The organism is Gluconobacter sp. Dm-73 (genome assembly GCF_018256215.1).
Classification (GTDB): domain Bacteria; phylum Pseudomonadota; class Alphaproteobacteria; order Acetobacterales; family Acetobacteraceae; genus Gluconobacter; species Gluconobacter cadivus.
Map to the genome: position 1 here is coordinate 52,956 of NZ_JAERLW010000007.1, position 15,794 is coordinate 68,749.

Genomic DNA, 15,794 nt, shown 5'->3' on the forward strand with positions numbered 1-15,794 from the left:
CCATGTCCTACGCTCTGCGGTGCAGGTATGGCTTCGCCGGGCTACCGGACGGAGGGTGCCCGTTGTCGCGTCAGTCTGCGACGGATGGGAATGACATGAGTTGCAAGGCGGGACAGCGGCATCACCCCGTGCGGATCCGTCAGCCCCGTCTGTCGGAAACGCTGCCCGGTTTCGGACAGCCCCCACCCGTCTTTAAGGTGAGTCTGCCTCCGCCCGATCTTGCAATGTGGTGTCTGCCGCCTTCAGGCGTACCGGGCGTATGGATCTTCGATTCGGGGCGCTCCGGCCCTGAAATCGTTATCACCGCCATGGTCCATGGCAACGAATATGCCGGGGGGTGGGCGCTTGAGAACTTTCGCCGACGAGGCGTGTCCCTGACATCGGGGCGTCTGACCTTCATTGTGGCCAATCTGGCAGCCTTCGACCGGTTTGATATCAGCAACCCCGTCATGGCCCGCCATGTCGACGAAGATCTGAACCGTCTGTGGCACAGCACACGGCTGAATGGACGCGACCATTCCTGCGAGCTTGAACGGGCCAGACAGCTTCAGCCTTATATCGCCCGGGCGGACCTGTTGCTGGATCTGCATTCCACGCTCTGGCCGTCCGAGCCCCTGTTCATCGCCTCTCCCCGCCAACGTTCGGCAGAATTGGCCTGCGCTCTGGCGGCAGGTCGAAATCTGCCTCAGACGGTTCTGACGGATCTGGGGCATCAGGGTGGTTCACGCCTGATCGAACACGCGCATTTCATGTCGCCGGGTGGAACCGGACGAAGCTGTCTTCTGGAAGCCGGGTCTCACTGGGAGCCTGGAACTGTCACGGTCATGGAAAGCGCCATCAAGCGTCTTCTGGAACAGGCCGAGGCCATCCATCTTCGTGGACATGCCACGCAGGAAGCCTGTGAGCCCGAAATGGCTGTCGTGACCGACAACATCATTGCCCGGCATTCGGATTTCAGTTTCGTCAGGCCGTGGGAGGGCGGAGTCACGATTCCCAAGGCGGGAACGCCCCTCGCCCATGACGGACATGATCTGATTTACACACCCTATGACGAGTGCCTGCTGATCATGCCCAATCTGCGTCCCCGTCGGGGACAGCTCGCGGTCCGCTTGGCCAGACGGACCGCAGCGCCGTTCAGATCTTAGGCCGAAGCGCGGTCATAGATCGGGAAGCGACGGCACAGGGCCTTCACTTCTTCATGCACGCGCGCCGTGACGGCTTCGGAATTTTCTTCCTCAAGAGCCGCTGTCAGCACTTCGTCGATCATACGGCCGACTTCGCGGAACTCGGCTTCTCCGAAACCGCGCGCGGTTGCCGCCGGGCTGCCCAGACGGATGCCGGATGTCACAAACGGCTTTTCCGGATCGAACGGGATGGCGTTCTTATTCGCCGTAATGCCGGCACGTTCCAGAATGGCTTCGGCCAGCTTGCCCGTCACCTTCTTCGGACGCAGATCCACAAGGATCAGATGGCTGTCCGTGCCGCCTGTGACGATGTCGAAGCCACGGTTCTGAAGCTCGTCCGCCAGCGCGCGGGCATTGGCGAGAACACGCTTCTGATAGTCCTTGAACTCGTCCGAAAGCGCTTCACCGAACGCAACGGCTTTGCCCGCGATGACATGCATGAGCGGACCACCCTGCAGACCGGGGAACACGGCGGAGTTCACCTTCTTCGCCAGATCCGGGTCGTTCGTCAGGATGATGCCGCCACGCGGGCCACGCAGCGTCTTGTGCGTCGTGGATGTCGTAATGTCCGCAACCGGAACCGGGTTCGGATACAGACCAGCCGCCACCAGACCGGCAAAATGCGCCATGTCCACCATCAGATACGCCCCGACTTCATCGGCAATCTTGCGGAAACGGGCAAAATCAATGACGCGCGGATAGGCGGAGCTGCCAGCGACGATGATCTTCGGTTTGTGCTCGCGGGCCAGCGCTTCCATCTGGTCGTAATCGATCAGACCATCTTCGGCGCGCACACCATACTGTACGGAGTTGAACCACTTGCCCGAATAGTTCGGAGCCGCGCCATGCGTCAGATGTCCACCAGCGGCAAGGCTCAGGCCGAGAATCGTATCGCCCGGCTTGGCCAGCGCCATGAACGCCGCCTGATTGGCATTGGCGCCCGAATGCGGCTGCACGTTTGCGAATTCCGCGCCGAACATCTTCTTCAGACGCTCGATGGCGAGGTTCTCAACACGGTCCACATCCACGCAGCCGCCGTAATAGCGCTTGCCCGGAAGACCTTCCGCATACTTGTTCGTCAGCACCGAACCCTGTGCTTCCATAACGGCGAAAGAGGCCATGTTCTCCGAAGCGATGAGCTCGATGCCGTCCTGCTGGCGCGTCAGCTCCTCGTTCAGAATGGTGGCAACTTCGGCATCAACCTCCTTGAGGGGGGCATGAAAGAAACGATTCAGCGTGGACTGGCTGGCGTGTTCCGACATCGTGGTCCATTCTCCAGGGTGAGTTCGGCATGTGACTAGCCCAGATTGCCTGCCTCGGCAAAAACAATCCGCCTAACAAACGAGGAACCTTCATGACCACTCCGCTCTGGCGGACCAAACCCGTATCATCCGCAGCCGACAGCCAGACTGGCCTCAGGCGTGTTCTCGGTCCCTGGCAGCTCGTCGCCCTCGGTATCGGCGTGACGATCGGTGCTGGTCTTTTCTCTCTTACGGGTGTCGCCGCTGGCCAGAATGCCGGTCCAGCCGTGACGCTGTCTTTCGTTATCGCAGCCGTGGCCTGTGGTTTTGCAGGTTTGTGTTATGGCGAACTGGCCGGGATGATTCCCTCCGGCGGTTCGGCCTATTCCTATGCCTATGCCTCAATGGGAGAGCTGATCGCTTGGATGATCGGCTGGGATCTCGTGCTCGAATATACGGTGGGAGCCGCGACCGTTGCCTCAAGCTGGTCCGGCTATCTGGCATCGCTTCTGGGCGGATGGGGGCTTTCCATCGACCCGAGGCTTCTTGCTCCGCCACTCACGCCTGTGACGCTGTCAGACGGCACCATCACGACCGCATGGTTCAATCTGCCAGCAGCCTGCGCCCTGTGGATCGTGACGGCGCTCCTGATGCGCGGTGTCAGCGAATCCGCGAAGGTGAATACGGCCGTCGTCGTCATCAAGCTGGCGGTCGTCGCTATCGTGATCGTGGTCTGTGCGCCGCATGTCCATATGGCGAACTATCATCCGTTGATCCCTGAAAATACCGGCACATTCGGCACGTTCGGGTTCTCCGGTGTCATGCGTGCGGCCGGGATGGCCTTCTTTGCCTATCTCGGCTTCGATATCGTCTCGACCGCCGCGCAGGACAGCCGGAACCCGGCACGGAACATCCCAATCGGGATTATCGGAAGTCTGCTGGTCTGTTCCGTGGTTTATGTCATTTTCTCGCTGGTTCTGACCGGGGTGGTCAATTATCGCCTCATGGCCAATGACCCGAGCCCGGTGGCGACCGCCATCGACACCGCGCATCTCCCTTGGGTCGCAAGTCTTGTGAAGCTTGGCATTACGTCGGGCTATGTCTCGGTTCTGTTCGGAATGCTTCTGGGACAGGCACGGATCTTTCTTGTCATGTCCCATGACGGGCTGCTTCCTCCGCTGTTCGCACGGCTGAACGCTCGCACCCGCACGCCTTGGACGTCCCATCTTCTATTCGCAGTTCTGACGAGCCTTCTTGCAGCCCTCGTGCCGATTGGCGTGCTCGGGAACATGACCTCGATCGGAACACTTCTTGCCTTCATTATTGTCTGCGCGAGCGTTCCCGTCCTGCGCCGGACCCAGCCCGATGCGCCCCGTCAGTTCCGCGTACCGGGTGGCGCCATCATTCCGGTCCTCGGCGTTCTGTCTTGCGGGGCCGTGATGGTATCGCTTGATCGCCTGACATGGATCCGGCTCATCGTCTGGCTCATCATTGGGCTTGTCATCTATTTCGTTTACGGCATCCGCAACAGTCGACTTTGCAGGGACTGAAGTTAGGAGCATGATCGGGGGTATGAGCAATGCAGCATACCCCCTCTCCCGTCCGCGGCGTAATCGCCACGATGCTTTCACCCGTCGTCTGGTGCAGGAACATCGCCTGCATGTCGACAACCTGATCTGGCCGATCTTCGTCTGCGAAGGTGAAAACCAGCGCCAGAAGGTCGACTCCATGCCAGGCGCCGAACGCGTCAGTGTGGACAATATCGTCGAACATGTCCGTCAGGCCGTGGATCTCGGTATCCCGGCCGTTGCCATTTTCCCCGTAACGCCCATGAGCGTCCGCGACGCCACGGGCACAGAGGCCCTGAATCCGGATAACCTGATGTGTCGCGCTTCGCGCACCATCAAGGACGCCTTCCCCGATCTGGGCATTATCGGAGACGTGGCGCTGGATCCGTACACCGATCATGGCCATGACGGCGTGATCGAGAATGGCCGGATCCTGAACGACGCCTCCGTGGAAATTCTCCGCCAGCAGGCCCTCAATCAGGCCCGTGCTGGCAATGACATCATCGCCCCATCTGACATGATGGATGGCCGCGTGAAAGCCATTCGCGAAACGCTCGACGGCAATGGCTACGACACGACGCGCATCATGGCCTACACGGCAAAATATGCGTCCGCCTTCTACGGTCCGTTCCGCGATGCTCTGGGGTCCGGCAGCCTGCTGCACGGGGACAAGAAAACTTACCAGATGGACCCGGCCAATTCCGACGAAGCCATGCGTGAAGTCGAACAGGATCTGCGCGAGGGTGCGGACATGATCATGGTCAAGCCGGGCATGCCGTATCTCGACATCATCCGTCGCGTCCGTGAACGTTTCGAGGTGCCGACCTTCGCCTATCAGGTGTCGGGCGAGTATGCGATGCTCATGGGTGCCATCCAGAACGGCTGGCTTGACCGTGACCGCACGATCATGGAAAGCCTGATCGCTTTCAAGCGTGCCGGCTGTAACGGTATTCTCACCTATTTTGCTCTGGACGCTGCCCGTCTTCTGCGGGACGAACACTGAAGAGCCCCCAAACACGCGGCGTTCAGTCCTATTATACGGGGCTGAACGCCGAAAACATTTCAGCCCGCCTCCTCGAGGAGCGCGGGCTGACAATTATGGCGCGTAGATTGCGCACGCCTTACGGCGAGCTTGATCTTGTGGCAGCAGATTCGGAATGGCTGATTGCCGTTGAGGTCAAACAGAGACGAACTTTGCGGGAAAGCGCGTCATGCCTGACTGTCAGACAGTCTCAAAGGCTGATGGAAGCCTTCGAGTATATTCTGCTGACGAAGCCGGAGTGGCAGCGACCCAACACACGGTTTGATCTGATCATCGTGGACCCGTCAGGTCAGGCGCGGCGTATTCAGGATGCGCTGCGCCAATTCTGAAAAATCAGGTGCGACGGACGCGGGCGTGGTGATGAGCGGACGCCACTGCGATATGGGCATGAGCGGTTGCATGCGGGCGGTAAGCGACGTTGCGGATGACAGCGTGTGAGCTGCTCCAGGCAACGGCTGTGTTGTGCGAGGTTGCGCGACGTGCAAGCGCATGATGGAAAACGGCACGGTGATAGACCGGCGTGGCAGTCAGCGCGTCAAAGGTCAGCTTGCTGGCTTCATAATCGGTGATGGCCGGACGGGCATAGGCCTTGCCTGCCCCCATGCAGATACCGACACCCATGATACCCAGAGCAATTCTGCCGACCCAGTTGCGCGCCATTGACGTTGTGTCCCATCCCGTTCTGATGGAAACAGCCTATGCGCTGAACTCGGGGTCCGGCAACCCCTGATGGGAAAGTTTCCGAAAAAATCAAGGTCCTGCCACTTTTCGTCGCTTCATGGCTGAATTGTGGCAGGAGCAATGCTTAAAAAGTGCTGAATTCAGCACTTTTTGTCACAATCGCGCCCGAATCAGGCGCGTGTCGGTCAGGCGTTGGCTGTCGTGATGCCCTTTTCGGTCAGCAGAGTCTCAAGCTCGCCGCTCTGATACATGTCGGTCACGATATCGCAGCCGCCCACGAACTCGCCCTTGATGTAAAGCTGCGGCACGGTCGGCCACTGCGAGAAGTCCTTGATGCCCTGACGCAGTTCGGCGCTCTCAAGGATGTTGCAGGTCGCAAACGGGACGCCAAGATGGTTGAGAATCTGGACCACGCGCGCGGAAAAGCCGCACTGCGGGAAGAGCTTGTCACCCTTCATGAACAGCATGACCGGATTGGCGTCGATCAGGGTCTGGATATGCTGGAACACGGTTTCGGACATTGGATTTTCCTTGGTTCGGCAGGGCGGACAGAACGTCCGCTCCTGCTGTCAGTGCTCGTCTGGAAAAAAGAGACGTCAGCCCCGGCTCTTAAGGGGTGAGCGTCTTGAGGGCCATCGCATGCAGTTCAGTGCCCATGCGGGTTCCGAATGCATCATAAACCAGTTTGTGCTGGCGTACACGCGAAAGCCCGCGGAAGGCTTCGCTTGTAACCTGACAGGCGTAATGATCCCCGTCCCCGGCGAGATCTTCGATCTCGATCTGGGCATCAGGGATGGCGGCGAGAATCGTGCGTTCGATTTCAGAAGCTGCCATTGGCATAAAAATCAGGCTCCCTCACCCATGAACCGCGGGAAGAACGCGGCATTGATCTCGCTGAGACGCTCCGCGCTGACGCTGACGGTTCCCGGCACGACCAGATCACTGCCGCCCGAACGTCCCAGACGGATTGCCGGTACATTGGCCTTCTCCGCCGCTGCGACAAGGGCCTCACCATCGGGAGTTGCAACCACGTAGCAGCCCTGATCCTCACCGAACCAGAAGGCATGAGCGGCAATGTCCGTCGGAGCGGCTTCAAGCGTGCAGCCGACGCCGCTCGCCATGACCATTTCCGCGACCGTCACCAGCAGACCGCCATCGGCGATGTCATGACAGGCCGCAACCTCGCCTGCCGTAATCTGGCTGCGTACGAAGTCTCCGTTACGACGCTCCACCGCAAGATCGACGACCGGCGGCGCTCCGTCTTCACGCTGGCAGATTTCGCGAAGCCACAAGGACTGTCCGAGTTCGCCCCGGATAGAGCCGACCAGCACCAGATCATGGGCATCCGGCATCGCAAGCCCGATGGACTTGGACGCATCCGCGAGCACGCCAAGCGCACCGATCGCGGGCGTCGGCAGAATTGCCTGAGCTTCACCGGACGGCGAGCGAGTCTCGTTATAAAGCGAGACGTTGCCGCTTACGACCGGGAAGTCGAGCGCGCGACAGGCATCGCCCATGCCTTTGATGGCATCGGCGAACTGCGCCATGATTTCCGGCCGTTCCGGATTGCCGAAGTTCAGGTTGTCCGTCACGGCCAGCGGTGTGGCACCCGTTGCTGTCAGATTCCGCCAGGCTTCGGCCACGGCCTGCGCGCCACCCGTCTTGGGATCGGCCTGACAGTAACGCGGCGTGCAGTCCGTCGTCAGGGCAAGACCCAGACGCGTATCGTCAACGCGGACGACTGCCGCATCGGCTGCACCCGGACGACGCGCCGTGTTGCCACCGACCGAGCCGTCATACTGGTTCCAGACCCAGGCGCGGGACGCCAGATCCGGACAGCCGATCAACGTCAGCAGCGCCTTCTCGATCCCTTCCGGGTCAGCAGGCGTTTCAATCCGTGCAGGTGCCGTCAGCGGCACGGTCGGACGGTTATAGAGCGGAGCTTCATCTGCCAGCGGGGCCAGCGGAATATCGGCTTCGATTTCGCCATGATGACGGATCGTGATGCGGCCCGTATCGGTCAGCACACCGATGATGGCGAAATCCAGCTCCCACTTCGCGAAGATCGCGCGCGCGACTTCGGTCCGCTCGGGCTTGAGGACCATGAGCATACGCTCCTGGCTCTCGGAGAGCATCATCTCGTAAGCCGACATGTTCGGCTCGCGCTGCGGAACGGCATCAAGGTTCAGCTCGATGCCAACGCCGCCCTTGCCCGCCATTTCAACGGCAGAAGACGTCAGACCGGCTGCACCCATGTCCTGAATAGCGACGATTGCATCGGTGGCCATCAGTTCGAGGCAGGCCTCGATCAGCAGCTTTTCGATGAACGGATCGCCAACCTGAACGGTCGGACGCTTGGAGGCTGCTTCCTCGTCGAACTCCGCCGAAGACATGGTCGCGCCATGAATGCCGTCACGTCCCGTCTTGGAACCGACATACACGACCGGATTACCCACGCCCGCAGCAGCTGACAGAAAGATCTTGTCCTGCTTGGCCACACCCACCGTCATGGCGTTGACGAGCGGATTGCCGTCATACGCTTTGTGGAAGTTGACCTCACCACCCACGGTCGGAACACCGACGCAGTTGCCATAACCGCCAACACCACGCACGACGCCATCGACGATACGACGCGTTCCTGCATGTTTCGGATCACCGAAACGCAGGGCGTTGAGGTTCGCAACTGGACGTGCGCCCATCGTGAAGACGTCACGCAGAATGCCGCCCACGCCCGTCGCCGCGCCCTGATAGGGCTCGATGAAGGACGGGTGGTTGTGGCTTTCCATCTTGAAGACGGCCGCCAGACCTTCGCCGATATCCACGACGCCTGCGTTCTCGCCCGGCCCATGGATGACCCACGGTGCCTTGGTCGGCAGCGTCTTGAGATGAATGCGGGACGATTTGTAGGAGCAGTGCTCGGACCACATGACGGAGAAAATTCCAAGCTCCGTAAAGCTCGGTGTCCGTCCCATGATCGTGACAAGCTTGTTGTATTCCTCGCCGGTCAGTCCGAAAGACTGGGCAAGCTGGGCATCAATCGTCACACTCATCCGACAAGAGCCTCCACAAGGCCTTTGAAAAGCGGCACGCCGTCGGTTGCGCCGATTTCGGGGTCAGTCAGGTTCTCCGGGTGCGGCATCAGGCCACAGACACGGCCGTTTTCGCTCAGGATCCCGGCGATGGAGCGCGTGCTCCCGTTGGGGTTGGTCGCGCGGTCATTATCCGAAACCACACCATCCGCACCGCAATAGCGGAAGGCCACGCGGCCTTCGCCTTCAAGACGCTTCAGCGTCTCGGGAGAGGCCGTGTAGTTCCCGTCACCATGAGCGAGCGGCGCGCGGAACACGTCGCCGCGCGTCCAGCCCTGCGTATAGGGCGACGACGCGTTTTCAACCTTCAGGTGGCAATCCTGCGACAGGAAACGCAACCCGGCATTGCGAAGCAGTGCGCCCGGCAGCAGATGGGATTCCGTCAGGATCTGGAAGCCATTGCAGACACCCAGAACATGACCGCCCTTGCCTGCGAACGCCTTGACGTCACGCATGATCGGCGAATGCGCGGCCATGGCCCCGCTGCGCAGATAGTCCCCGAAACTGAAACCGCCCGGCAGCACCACGAGGTCCAGATCACCCAAAGAGGTTTCCCCGTGCCAGATCAGACGCGGCGTCTGCCCCGTCACCAGCTTCAGGGCATGGACCATGTCGCGCTCCCGGTTCGTGCCGGGAAATACGACGATACCTGCCTTCATTTCTGGCCCTCCGCCGGAGCGGACGCATGGCACGGATAAGTGTCATGCAGGGCGCGATAGACAGCCTTGCCCGCAGGCTCCGTCAGCGCGTCGTTGTGGGCATGCAGCCAGGCGACGACCAGCCCGCGGATTTGCGGGGCTGTCTGCTGGGCCGGAACGCAGAATGCCACCGGAGCGGACTCGTCATGGGCAAAGCTGTCGTACTTCTTCGCCCATGCCTCGCCGTCCATCAGGCCGGACAGATAGGCATCGCACATGCCGATGGAGGACTTGCTGGAGCACATCTGGCCCAGAGCCTTGCCCGAGACCTTGGACACGCGCTGTGCGTGAGCCGGGGCTGAAACAAGAACCGGAGCCGCCGCGAGACCGGCCAGCAGGAAGATCGTGGAAAGACGGGTCATCCGGCCACCTCGACGCTGAAATCCTCAATGACCTCATTGGCCAGAAGCGCGCGCGCCATGGCTTCGCCCTGCGCCAGTGCGTCGGCGGCATTGTCGGCCGGAACATCAAGTTCAACGACGCGATTGATGCGGACTTCGCCCAGACCCTTGAAGCCAAGGGTTGCGAGAGCATGGCCCACGGCCTTGCCCTGCGGATCGAGAACGCCGTCTTTCAGGGAAACAAAAACACGGATTTTCACTGAACTGCCTCCGGACCCTTGAGGTCACCATTCCCGGACTCGGGCAGAATCCCGAGACGCTTTGCCACTTCCTGATACGCTTCCTCGACGCGACCCATGTCGCGGCGGAAACGGTCCTTGTCCAACTTCTCGTTCGTCTTGGAATCCCACAGACGGCAGTTATCCGGCGAGATCTCGTCGGCCAGAAGGATACGCATCTCCTCGCCTTCCCAGATCCGTCCGAATTCCAGCTTGAAATCGACAAGCGTGATGCCGACAGCCGTGAACATGCCCATCAGGAAATCATTTGTTCTGAGCGCAAGCTGGTTCATGTCGTCCATGTCCTGCGGTGCGGCCCAGTTGAACGCTGCGATATGCTCTTCCGACACCATCGGGTCGTTGAGCGCGTCGTTCTTGTAGTAGTATTCGATGATCGTGCGCGGCAGGCGCGTCCCCTCGGGGATGCCAAGCCGCTTGGCCAGCGAGCCCGCCGCCACATTGCGTATCACAACTTCAAGCGGGATGATCTCCACTTCGCGGATGAGCTGCTCGCGCATGTTCAGCCGGCGGATGAAGTGGGTCGGGATGTTGATCTCGTGAAGCTTGAGCATCAGGTATTCGCTGATGCGGTTGTTCAGGACACCCTTACCGGTGATGATGCCGCTCTTCGCGCCGTTTCCGGCGGTGGCATCATCCTTGAAGTACTGAACGAGTGTGCCGGGTTCTGGGCCTTCAAAAAGAACCTTGGCTTTGCCCTCATAGAGCTGGCGGCGGCGAGCCATGAGCAATCCTTAGCGTTGCGCCGTCCTGACAGAAAATGCGGACGGCTGGAGCAGCGACGAATTGTGGTTCCATAGCATTGCGGAACCGGAACTGCGAGTATGCGGAACGCAGGAAATCGCAGGAAGTCTGCGTTCCGCACGCCTCTTAGTCGAAGATACGGGCGAAGATGCGATCCACGGCGCGCAGATGCTGTGCCGGGTCGAACGCCTGATCGAGAATGTCCTTGCTGACACGACCGGCCACTTCCGGATCGGATTCAAGGTTTTCACGGAAGGTCTTGAAGCCCGGTTTGTTCAGCTTCGTCCATGTTTCCATGGCGTTACGCTGTACGATCCGATAGGCGTCCTCGCGGGAAATTCCGGCGCGCGCCAGCGTCAGCAGGACTTCGCCGGAATGGACGACGCCGCCGAGGCTTTCCATGTTCGCGATCATCTGCTCGGGATAAACGACCAGCTTTTCCATCATCCCGGCCAGACGCATCAGTGCAAAATCCAGACCGATCGTCGCATCGGGGCAGATGTTGCGCTCGACGGCGGAGTGGCTGATGTCCCGCTCATGCCACAATGCGACGTTTTCCAGCGCGGGGACGACATGCGAGCGGATCAGGCGCGCCAGACCGGTCAGGTTTTCCGACAGGACAGGGTTGCGCTTGTGCGGCATGGCCGAACTGCCCTTCTGTCCCTTGTGGAAGAACTCTTCCGCTTCCCGGACTTCCGAACGCTGAAGATGACGGACTTCAATCGCCAGACGCTCGATACCGCTGGCGATCACGCCGAGCGTGCAGAAGAAGGCGGCATGGCGGTCACGCGGAATGACCTGCGTCGACACGCTCTCGACGGCCAGCCCCAGCTTATTGGCGACGTATTCCTCGATTTCCGGGTCGATATGCGCATAGGTCCCGACAGCGCCGGAAATCGCGCAGACCGCAATTTCCTTGCGGGCCTGCACCAGACGCTCGCGATTACGGGCGAACTCGGCGTAATGGCCCGCGATCTTCAGGCCAAAGCTGGTCGGCTCGGCATGGATCGCATGGCTGCGGCCGATCGTCACCGTGTTGCGATGCTCGTAGGCGCGCTCTTTGAGTGCGGCCAGAACGCGGTCCAGATCTTCCAGCAGAAGATCGGCGGCCTGCGTCATCTGAACGGACAGGCAGGTGTCCAGCACATCCGAAGACGTCATGCCCAGATGCACGAAACGGCTGTCCGGACCGACCTTTTCCGCAAGCCAGGTCAGGAACGCGATGACGTCATGGCGCGTTTCGGCTTCGATCTCGTCGATGCGGGCCAGATCCGCGTCGGAAAAGGCCGCCATGGCGACGTCACCCTTTTCGCGGATGGTCTTTGCTGATTCGGCGGGAATGTCACCCCGTTGTGCCATGGCTTCGCAGGCAAGGGCTTCGATCTCGAACCAGATGCGAAAACGGTTGGCGGGAGACCAGATGGCAGTCATCTGCGGACGGCTGTAACGGGGTACCATGGGAACTCCGGATGCGAGGTGGGGCTTTACGGAGGCTCCTTAGACCAAATACGAAGACATTGCACGGACCCCTTTTCGGAAGAATGACACCTTGGCCCCTGACTCTCTGCTTCACGCCCTCATCGCCCTCGGCCAGATCACCCTGATCGACATCACCCTTGCCGGTGACAATGCGGTCGTTATCGGAATGGCTGTTCGCAATCTCGAGGGTCGGCAGCGCCGTCTCGCCATTCTGTTCGGAACGGGGTTCGCCGCCATTCTACGCGTAGGGCTGGCCCTGCTGGCGACCACGCTGCTCGCCGTAGTCGGTCTGACGCTGGCGGGTGGGTTTCTGCTTCTGTGGGTCTGCTGGAAGATGTATCGTGAGCTTCGAGGCGGCGAACATCATGAAGACGTCGAAGCCGCCCCGCCCCGGCTCGGCCCTGCCGTGCTCAAAATTGTCGTGGCTGATCTGTCCATGAGCCTCGACAACGTGCTGGCGGTTGCCGGAGCGGCTGTCGGTCATCCGTGGATTCTTGTTGCAGGGCTTGTGCTGTCGGTGCTGCTGATGGGGCTTGCTGCATCGGTCGTCGCCAATCTTCTGGCCAGATACCGCTGGATTGCATGGATCGGCCTGCTGGTGGTTCTGGGTGTTGCAATCGAACTCATCATCCGCGGCGGCGGGGAGGTCTGGACGCATGTTCTTCCGAGCTGACACAACTCTTTTTGCGGGACTGGTGACGCTGCTTGTTACGTCATCAGCCCTCGCAGCACCCTCGATGGACACTGCCCCCTCGCCCGTTCAGGAACGGTTGGCGGAATGGCTGATCCTTGGCGGGCCAGAAGGAAGCAGTTTCCCGGCGCAGCGTTACGCCAGTTTCCTGGCACAGACGCCCCAATGGCCGCAGAGAATGCGTATCCTGTGGCGCTTTCAGAACGCCCTGTCCCAGACATCCGATCCGCAGACCCTGAATGCTCTTTGCCCGATTTATCCGCTCACATTGCCAGCGGCGTTTACAGCCTGTGTAGACCATCTCCCGGACCCTGCCTCCACAGCGCGCCGTCTCTGGCTGTCTGGCAGCACCCTGACCGCTGACGAAGAGCAGACCCTGCTCACGCGGTTTGGTCAGGCCTTCACGCCTGCCGATCAGTGGAGCCGCTATGAAGCGCTTGAACTGCGGGGACAGTTTTCGGCAGCGTCCAGGCAGATCGAGCGTCTTTCGGCCAATCAGCAGCTTCTTGCCCGCGCCAGACTGGCCGAACGTCTCGCCTCTCCCGATGCCGATTCTCTGTTCGCCTCCCTACCCTCGGACCTGCAATCCGACCCAACCCTGATCCGCTATCGTCTGCGTGCGCTGCGTCGCGGGGACCGGCTGGATGAAGCGCTGTCTCTCTGGACCACGCAGGGCGCGGCTCTGCAGCGGGCGAACCCATCCCATGACTGGTCTTCAGAGCGGATCAGCCTCGCCCGCGCCCTGCTTCTGGCCGGTCGTCCGAAAGAGGCGGCCGATCTTGCAGATGACACCACCCTGCCCCCCGACACCACAGACCGTCAGGAGGCGGCTCTTCTCAGTGGCTTCATTGCGCTCAGAGAGCTTCATGACCCGGCGCGCGCGGAACAGTTCTTTGCCCTTCTCCAGAGCGCAACCTCGCTTCAGATGCAGGCTCGCGGCTATTACTGGACAGGCCGCGCCCTTCAGGCCGCTGAAAAACATCAGGATGCCGAAGCCGCCTTTCAGAAAGCCGCGACCTTCCCCACGACGTTTCCGGGTCAGCTCGCTCTGGCATCCCTGACGCAGAACAACGCCATTCTGGTCTCAGGTCAGTCGTCATCGGCCTTTGACGACGCCCTGTTACAGGCCCTTCAGTCTCTGCCCACTCCACCCGCTGGAACGCTCAGCCGACCTGATCTGCTCGAAGCCGCCACGGATCTCGTGCAGGCAGGTGATCCCGATCATGCACGGGATTTTCTTATGATGCTGGAAGTCGTCAATCCGTCTCCGGAAGGTCAGAAAGCCGTCGCCGATGCTGCGTCCCGCCTTGGGTTGCCTGCGCCGGAAGTCTTTGCCTCCTATGCTCTGGCACGCAAGGGCATCGCCCTTTACCCGCAGGGTTTCCCCGATCCCTACCCGGCAGCCTCAACTGTTCCGGACGGCCTGCTTCCCGCCATCATCCGACAGGAAAGTGGTTTCGATCCGAACGCACTAAGCGGCGCCAAGGCCGTGGGCCTGCTGCAACTCCTGCCCGCCGCAGCCCGAGACGTGGTGCGCAAAGGGCATCTGGGGCCGATCAACGTCTCTCCCGCGTCCCTGACCGATCCGCAGATAAACCTGAAAATCGGCAATGCCTATGTCTCGCAGCTTCTCGAACGCTTCGGAAATGTGATCCCCTATGCGCTGGCTGCCTATAACGCAGGCCCGCATCGGGTGGACCTCTGGCTCAAAGCAAACCCACCTTCGGACCCGCTGTCAGAAGACGGCGTTCTGGACTGGATCGAACGCCTACCCTACAGGGAAACCCGCCTTTATATCGAGAATATTGAGGCAGGAATGATGGTCTATCGCGTCAGGAATCTTCATGCCGGATAATGATATTGCAGCCCTCGCTGGACAGGTTCTGGAGCATCTCCGCCGGTCCGGTCGCAGACTGGTGACAGTGGAAAGCTGCACAGGCGGCCTGATCGGTGCGGCTCTCAGTGATATTCCCGGTTCGTCAGACGTCTTGGAAGGCGGTTTCATCACCTACTCCAATGCCTTGAAAATGAGCGCCGTGAGCGTTCCAGAAACGGTTCTCGCACAATACGGAGCCGTCAGCCTCCAGACGGCTCAGGCCATGGCGGAAGGCGGCCTTATGAACGCCGTGGATGCTGATATTGCCGTTTCCGTGACAGGAATCGCAGGCCCGGGCGGTGGTAGCGTTGCCAAACCGGTTGGGACTGTGTGTTTCGGATTGGCTGTTCGCACCGGATTGTCCTCGGTCGTTCAGTGTCACTTCGTCGGAGATCGCAGCAGCATTCGCTCTCAGGCTGTGCAGCAAGCGCTTCAGATGCTTCTGAGCGCCTGACGTAAAAAAGCGGCTCCGAATGAACGGAGCCGCCCTTTTCTGCAAACCTGCAACAGATCACCGGTCTGTTTACAGCCTTAGTTGCCCTGCGTCGGAGCTGGCATCGTCGAGGCTGCCGGAGCTGCCTGAAGGCTGGGGGCGGTCGGGATCGCGGTCGGAGCAGCGGGCGGGATTGCTGCCGTCGGAGCCGCCGGAGAAACCGGCGTCTGGGCCTGCTGCAGCGAACGTGCGTTCAGATCTTCCGTCGTGGGGGAGCCGCTGGCTTTTGCAGCATGCTCGCCCTTGTCATGATGCTTGCCGTGATGATGCGCGGCCATGGCCGGAGAGGCCGCAGCGACCAGTGCAGTCAGAGCGAATGCGCCAAAAGAAATCTTTTTCATAACGTAATCCTTTCCTGTCACCATCGCGGT

Annotated in this window: 18 protein-coding genes; 7 read left to right on the forward strand and 11 right to left on the reverse strand. The window is 60.6% G+C overall.

Annotated elements, in window-relative coordinates; translation table 11 throughout:
* Window positions 1–2: 2 nt before the first annotated feature.
* Window positions 3–1,145, forward strand: a complete 1,143-nt coding sequence (locus JK176_RS09100) for a succinylglutamate desuccinylase/aspartoacylase family protein (RefSeq protein WP_249194387.1) — start codon at window positions 3–5, stop codon at window positions 1,143–1,145.
* Here the strand turns inward: JK176_RS09100 and glyA are convergent.
* Window positions 1,142–2,446 carry a serine hydroxymethyltransferase gene (gene glyA, locus JK176_RS09105; protein ID WP_194255868.1) on the reverse strand — a complete coding sequence of 435 codons (1,305 nt, stop codon included), beginning with the start codon at window positions 2,444–2,446 and terminating at the stop codon, window positions 1,142–1,144. The two genes, JK176_RS09100 and glyA, sit on opposite strands and share 4 nt — an antisense overlap.
* Window positions 2,447–2,538: 92 nt before the next feature.
* Between glyA and JK176_RS09110 the strand changes: the two genes are divergently transcribed.
* The 3 genes from JK176_RS09110 to JK176_RS09120 are packed head-to-tail and all read left to right on the forward strand — an operon-like array spanning window position 2,539 to window position 5,364.
* Window positions 2,539–3,975, forward strand: a complete 1,437-nt coding sequence (locus JK176_RS09110) for an amino acid permease (RefSeq protein ID WP_211587535.1) — start codon at window positions 2,539–2,541, stop codon at window positions 3,973–3,975.
* A gap of 10 nt (window positions 3,976–3,985) precedes the next feature.
* A complete protein-coding gene (hemB, locus tag JK176_RS09115; RefSeq protein ID WP_408874189.1) occupies window positions 3,986–4,996 on the forward strand; it encodes a porphobilinogen synthase in 1,011 nt (336 codons plus the stop codon).
* Window positions 4,997–5,052: 56 nt separating this feature from the next.
* Window positions 5,053–5,364 (forward strand): YraN family protein, encoded by a 312-nt coding sequence (locus tag JK176_RS09120; RefSeq protein WP_211587627.1) that lies wholly within the window; start codon window positions 5,053–5,055, stop codon window positions 5,362–5,364.
* 4 nt (window positions 5,365–5,368) lie between these two features.
* Here JK176_RS09120 and JK176_RS09125 read toward each other — a convergent pair whose 3' ends face one another.
* The 9 genes from JK176_RS09125 to purB form a co-directional block, all read right to left on the reverse strand.
* Window positions 5,369–5,695 carry a hypothetical protein gene (locus JK176_RS09125; protein ID WP_194268504.1) on the reverse strand — a complete coding sequence of 109 codons (327 nt, stop codon included), beginning with the start codon at window positions 5,693–5,695 and terminating at the stop codon, window positions 5,369–5,371.
* 206 nt (window positions 5,696–5,901) lie between these two features.
* The gene (grxD, locus tag JK176_RS09130; RefSeq protein WP_099286707.1) at window positions 5,902–6,237 is read right to left on the reverse strand and encodes a Grx4 family monothiol glutaredoxin; all 336 of its coding nucleotides are present in this window, start codon (window positions 6,235–6,237) and stop codon (window positions 5,902–5,904) included.
* Window positions 6,238–6,325: 88 nt separating this feature from the next.
* The gene (locus JK176_RS09135; RefSeq protein WP_194263019.1) at window positions 6,326–6,556 is read right to left on the reverse strand and encodes a BolA/IbaG family iron-sulfur metabolism protein; all 231 of its coding nucleotides are present in this window, start codon (window positions 6,554–6,556) and stop codon (window positions 6,326–6,328) included.
* A gap of 5 nt (window positions 6,557–6,561) precedes the next feature.
* Complete coding sequence (gene purL, locus JK176_RS09140; RefSeq protein ID WP_211587537.1) at window positions 6,562–8,766, reverse strand: phosphoribosylformylglycinamidine synthase subunit PurL; 2,205 nt, start codon at window positions 8,764–8,766, stop codon at window positions 6,562–6,564.
* Window positions 8,763–9,464: a phosphoribosylformylglycinamidine synthase subunit PurQ gene (gene purQ / locus JK176_RS09145; RefSeq protein ID WP_211587538.1), complete on the reverse strand. Its 702-nt coding sequence runs from the start codon at window positions 9,462–9,464 to the stop codon at window positions 8,763–8,765. Before purQ ends, purL begins: the two co-directional genes overlap by 4 nt.
* Window positions 9,461–9,865 carry a Rap1a/Tai family immunity protein gene (locus JK176_RS09150; protein WP_211587539.1) on the reverse strand — a complete coding sequence of 135 codons (405 nt, stop codon included), beginning with the start codon at window positions 9,863–9,865 and terminating at the stop codon, window positions 9,461–9,463. The genes purQ and JK176_RS09150 overlap by 4 nt, the downstream gene beginning before the upstream one ends.
* Window positions 9,862–10,104, reverse strand: a complete 243-nt coding sequence (purS, locus tag JK176_RS09155) for a phosphoribosylformylglycinamidine synthase subunit PurS (protein ID WP_211587540.1) — start codon at window positions 10,102–10,104, stop codon at window positions 9,862–9,864. The genes JK176_RS09150 and purS overlap by 4 nt, the downstream gene beginning before the upstream one ends.
* A complete protein-coding gene (gene purC / locus JK176_RS09160; RefSeq protein ID WP_194263023.1) occupies window positions 10,101–10,865 on the reverse strand; it encodes a phosphoribosylaminoimidazolesuccinocarboxamide synthase in 765 nt (254 codons plus the stop codon). Before purC ends, purS begins: the two co-directional genes overlap by 4 nt.
* 145 nt (window positions 10,866–11,010) lie before the next feature.
* The gene (gene purB / locus JK176_RS09165; RefSeq protein WP_211587541.1) at window positions 11,011–12,342 is read right to left on the reverse strand and encodes an adenylosuccinate lyase; all 1,332 of its coding nucleotides are present in this window, start codon (window positions 12,340–12,342) and stop codon (window positions 11,011–11,013) included.
* A gap of 91 nt (window positions 12,343–12,433) precedes the next feature.
* On the opposite strand from purB, the gene JK176_RS09170 reads away from it, so the two are divergent.
* Genes JK176_RS09170 through JK176_RS09180 form a run of 3 tightly spaced genes read left to right on the forward strand, consistent with a single transcriptional unit; the run spans window position 12,434 to window position 15,384 of the window.
* Window positions 12,434–13,036 carry a YjbE family putative metal transport protein gene (locus JK176_RS09170; protein ID WP_099286714.1) on the forward strand — a complete coding sequence of 201 codons (603 nt, stop codon included), beginning with the start codon at window positions 12,434–12,436 and terminating at the stop codon, window positions 13,034–13,036.
* Window positions 13,020–14,909: a lytic transglycosylase domain-containing protein gene (locus tag JK176_RS09175; protein WP_211587542.1), complete on the forward strand. Its 1,890-nt coding sequence runs from the start codon at window positions 13,020–13,022 to the stop codon at window positions 14,907–14,909. The genes JK176_RS09170 and JK176_RS09175 overlap by 17 nt, the downstream gene beginning before the upstream one ends.
* Complete coding sequence (locus tag JK176_RS09180) at window positions 14,899–15,384, forward strand: CinA family protein (RefSeq protein WP_211587543.1); 486 nt, start codon at window positions 14,899–14,901, stop codon at window positions 15,382–15,384. The genes JK176_RS09175 and JK176_RS09180 overlap by 11 nt, the downstream gene beginning before the upstream one ends.
* Before the next feature lie 77 nt (window positions 15,385–15,461).
* Here the strand turns inward: JK176_RS09180 and JK176_RS09185 are convergent, their stop codons facing one another.
* Window positions 15,462–15,764, reverse strand: a complete 303-nt coding sequence (locus JK176_RS09185) for a hypothetical protein (RefSeq protein ID WP_211587544.1) — start codon at window positions 15,762–15,764, stop codon at window positions 15,462–15,464.
* Window positions 15,765–15,794 lie beyond the last annotated feature (30 nt).

Coding starts and splice junctions, on each gene's coding strand:
- JK176_RS09100 (WP_249194387.1), top strand. CDS start 3: ATGTCCTACGCTCTGCGGTGCAGGTATGGCTTCGCCGGGCTACCGGAC.
- glyA (WP_194255868.1), bottom strand. CDS start 2,446: ATGTCGGAACACGCCAGCCAGTCCACGCTGAATCGTTTCTTTCATGCC.
- JK176_RS09110 (WP_211587535.1), top strand. CDS start 2,539: ATGACCACTCCGCTCTGGCGGACCAAACCCGTATCATCCGCAGCCGAC.
- hemB (WP_408874189.1), top strand. CDS start 3,986: ATGATCGGGGGTATGAGCAATGCAGCATACCCCCTCTCCCGTCCGCGG.
- JK176_RS09125 (WP_194268504.1), bottom strand. CDS start 5,695: ATGGCGCGCAACTGGGTCGGCAGAATTGCTCTGGGTATCATGGGTGTC.
- grxD (WP_099286707.1), bottom strand. CDS start 6,237: ATGTCCGAAACCGTGTTCCAGCATATCCAGACCCTGATCGACGCCAAT.
- JK176_RS09135 (WP_194263019.1), bottom strand. CDS start 6,556: ATGCCAATGGCAGCTTCTGAAATCGAACGCACGATTCTCGCCGCCATC.
- purL (WP_211587537.1), bottom strand. CDS start 8,766: ATGAGTGTGACGATTGATGCCCAGCTTGCCCAGTCTTTCGGACTGACC.
- purQ (WP_211587538.1), bottom strand. CDS start 9,464: ATGAAGGCAGGTATCGTCGTATTTCCCGGCACGAACCGGGAGCGCGAC.
- JK176_RS09150 (WP_211587539.1), bottom strand. CDS start 9,865: ATGACCCGTCTTTCCACGATCTTCCTGCTGGCCGGTCTCGCGGCGGCT.
- purC (WP_194263023.1), bottom strand. CDS start 10,865: ATGGCTCGCCGCCGCCAGCTCTATGAGGGCAAAGCCAAGGTTCTTTTT.
- purB (WP_211587541.1), bottom strand. CDS start 12,342: ATGGTACCCCGTTACAGCCGTCCGCAGATGACTGCCATCTGGTCTCCC.
- JK176_RS09175 (WP_211587542.1), top strand. CDS start 13,020: ATGTTCTTCCGAGCTGACACAACTCTTTTTGCGGGACTGGTGACGCTG.
- JK176_RS09180 (WP_211587543.1), top strand. CDS start 14,899: ATGCCGGATAATGATATTGCAGCCCTCGCTGGACAGGTTCTGGAGCAT.
- JK176_RS09185 (WP_211587544.1), bottom strand. CDS start 15,764: ATGAAAAAGATTTCTTTTGGCGCATTCGCTCTGACTGCACTGGTCGCT.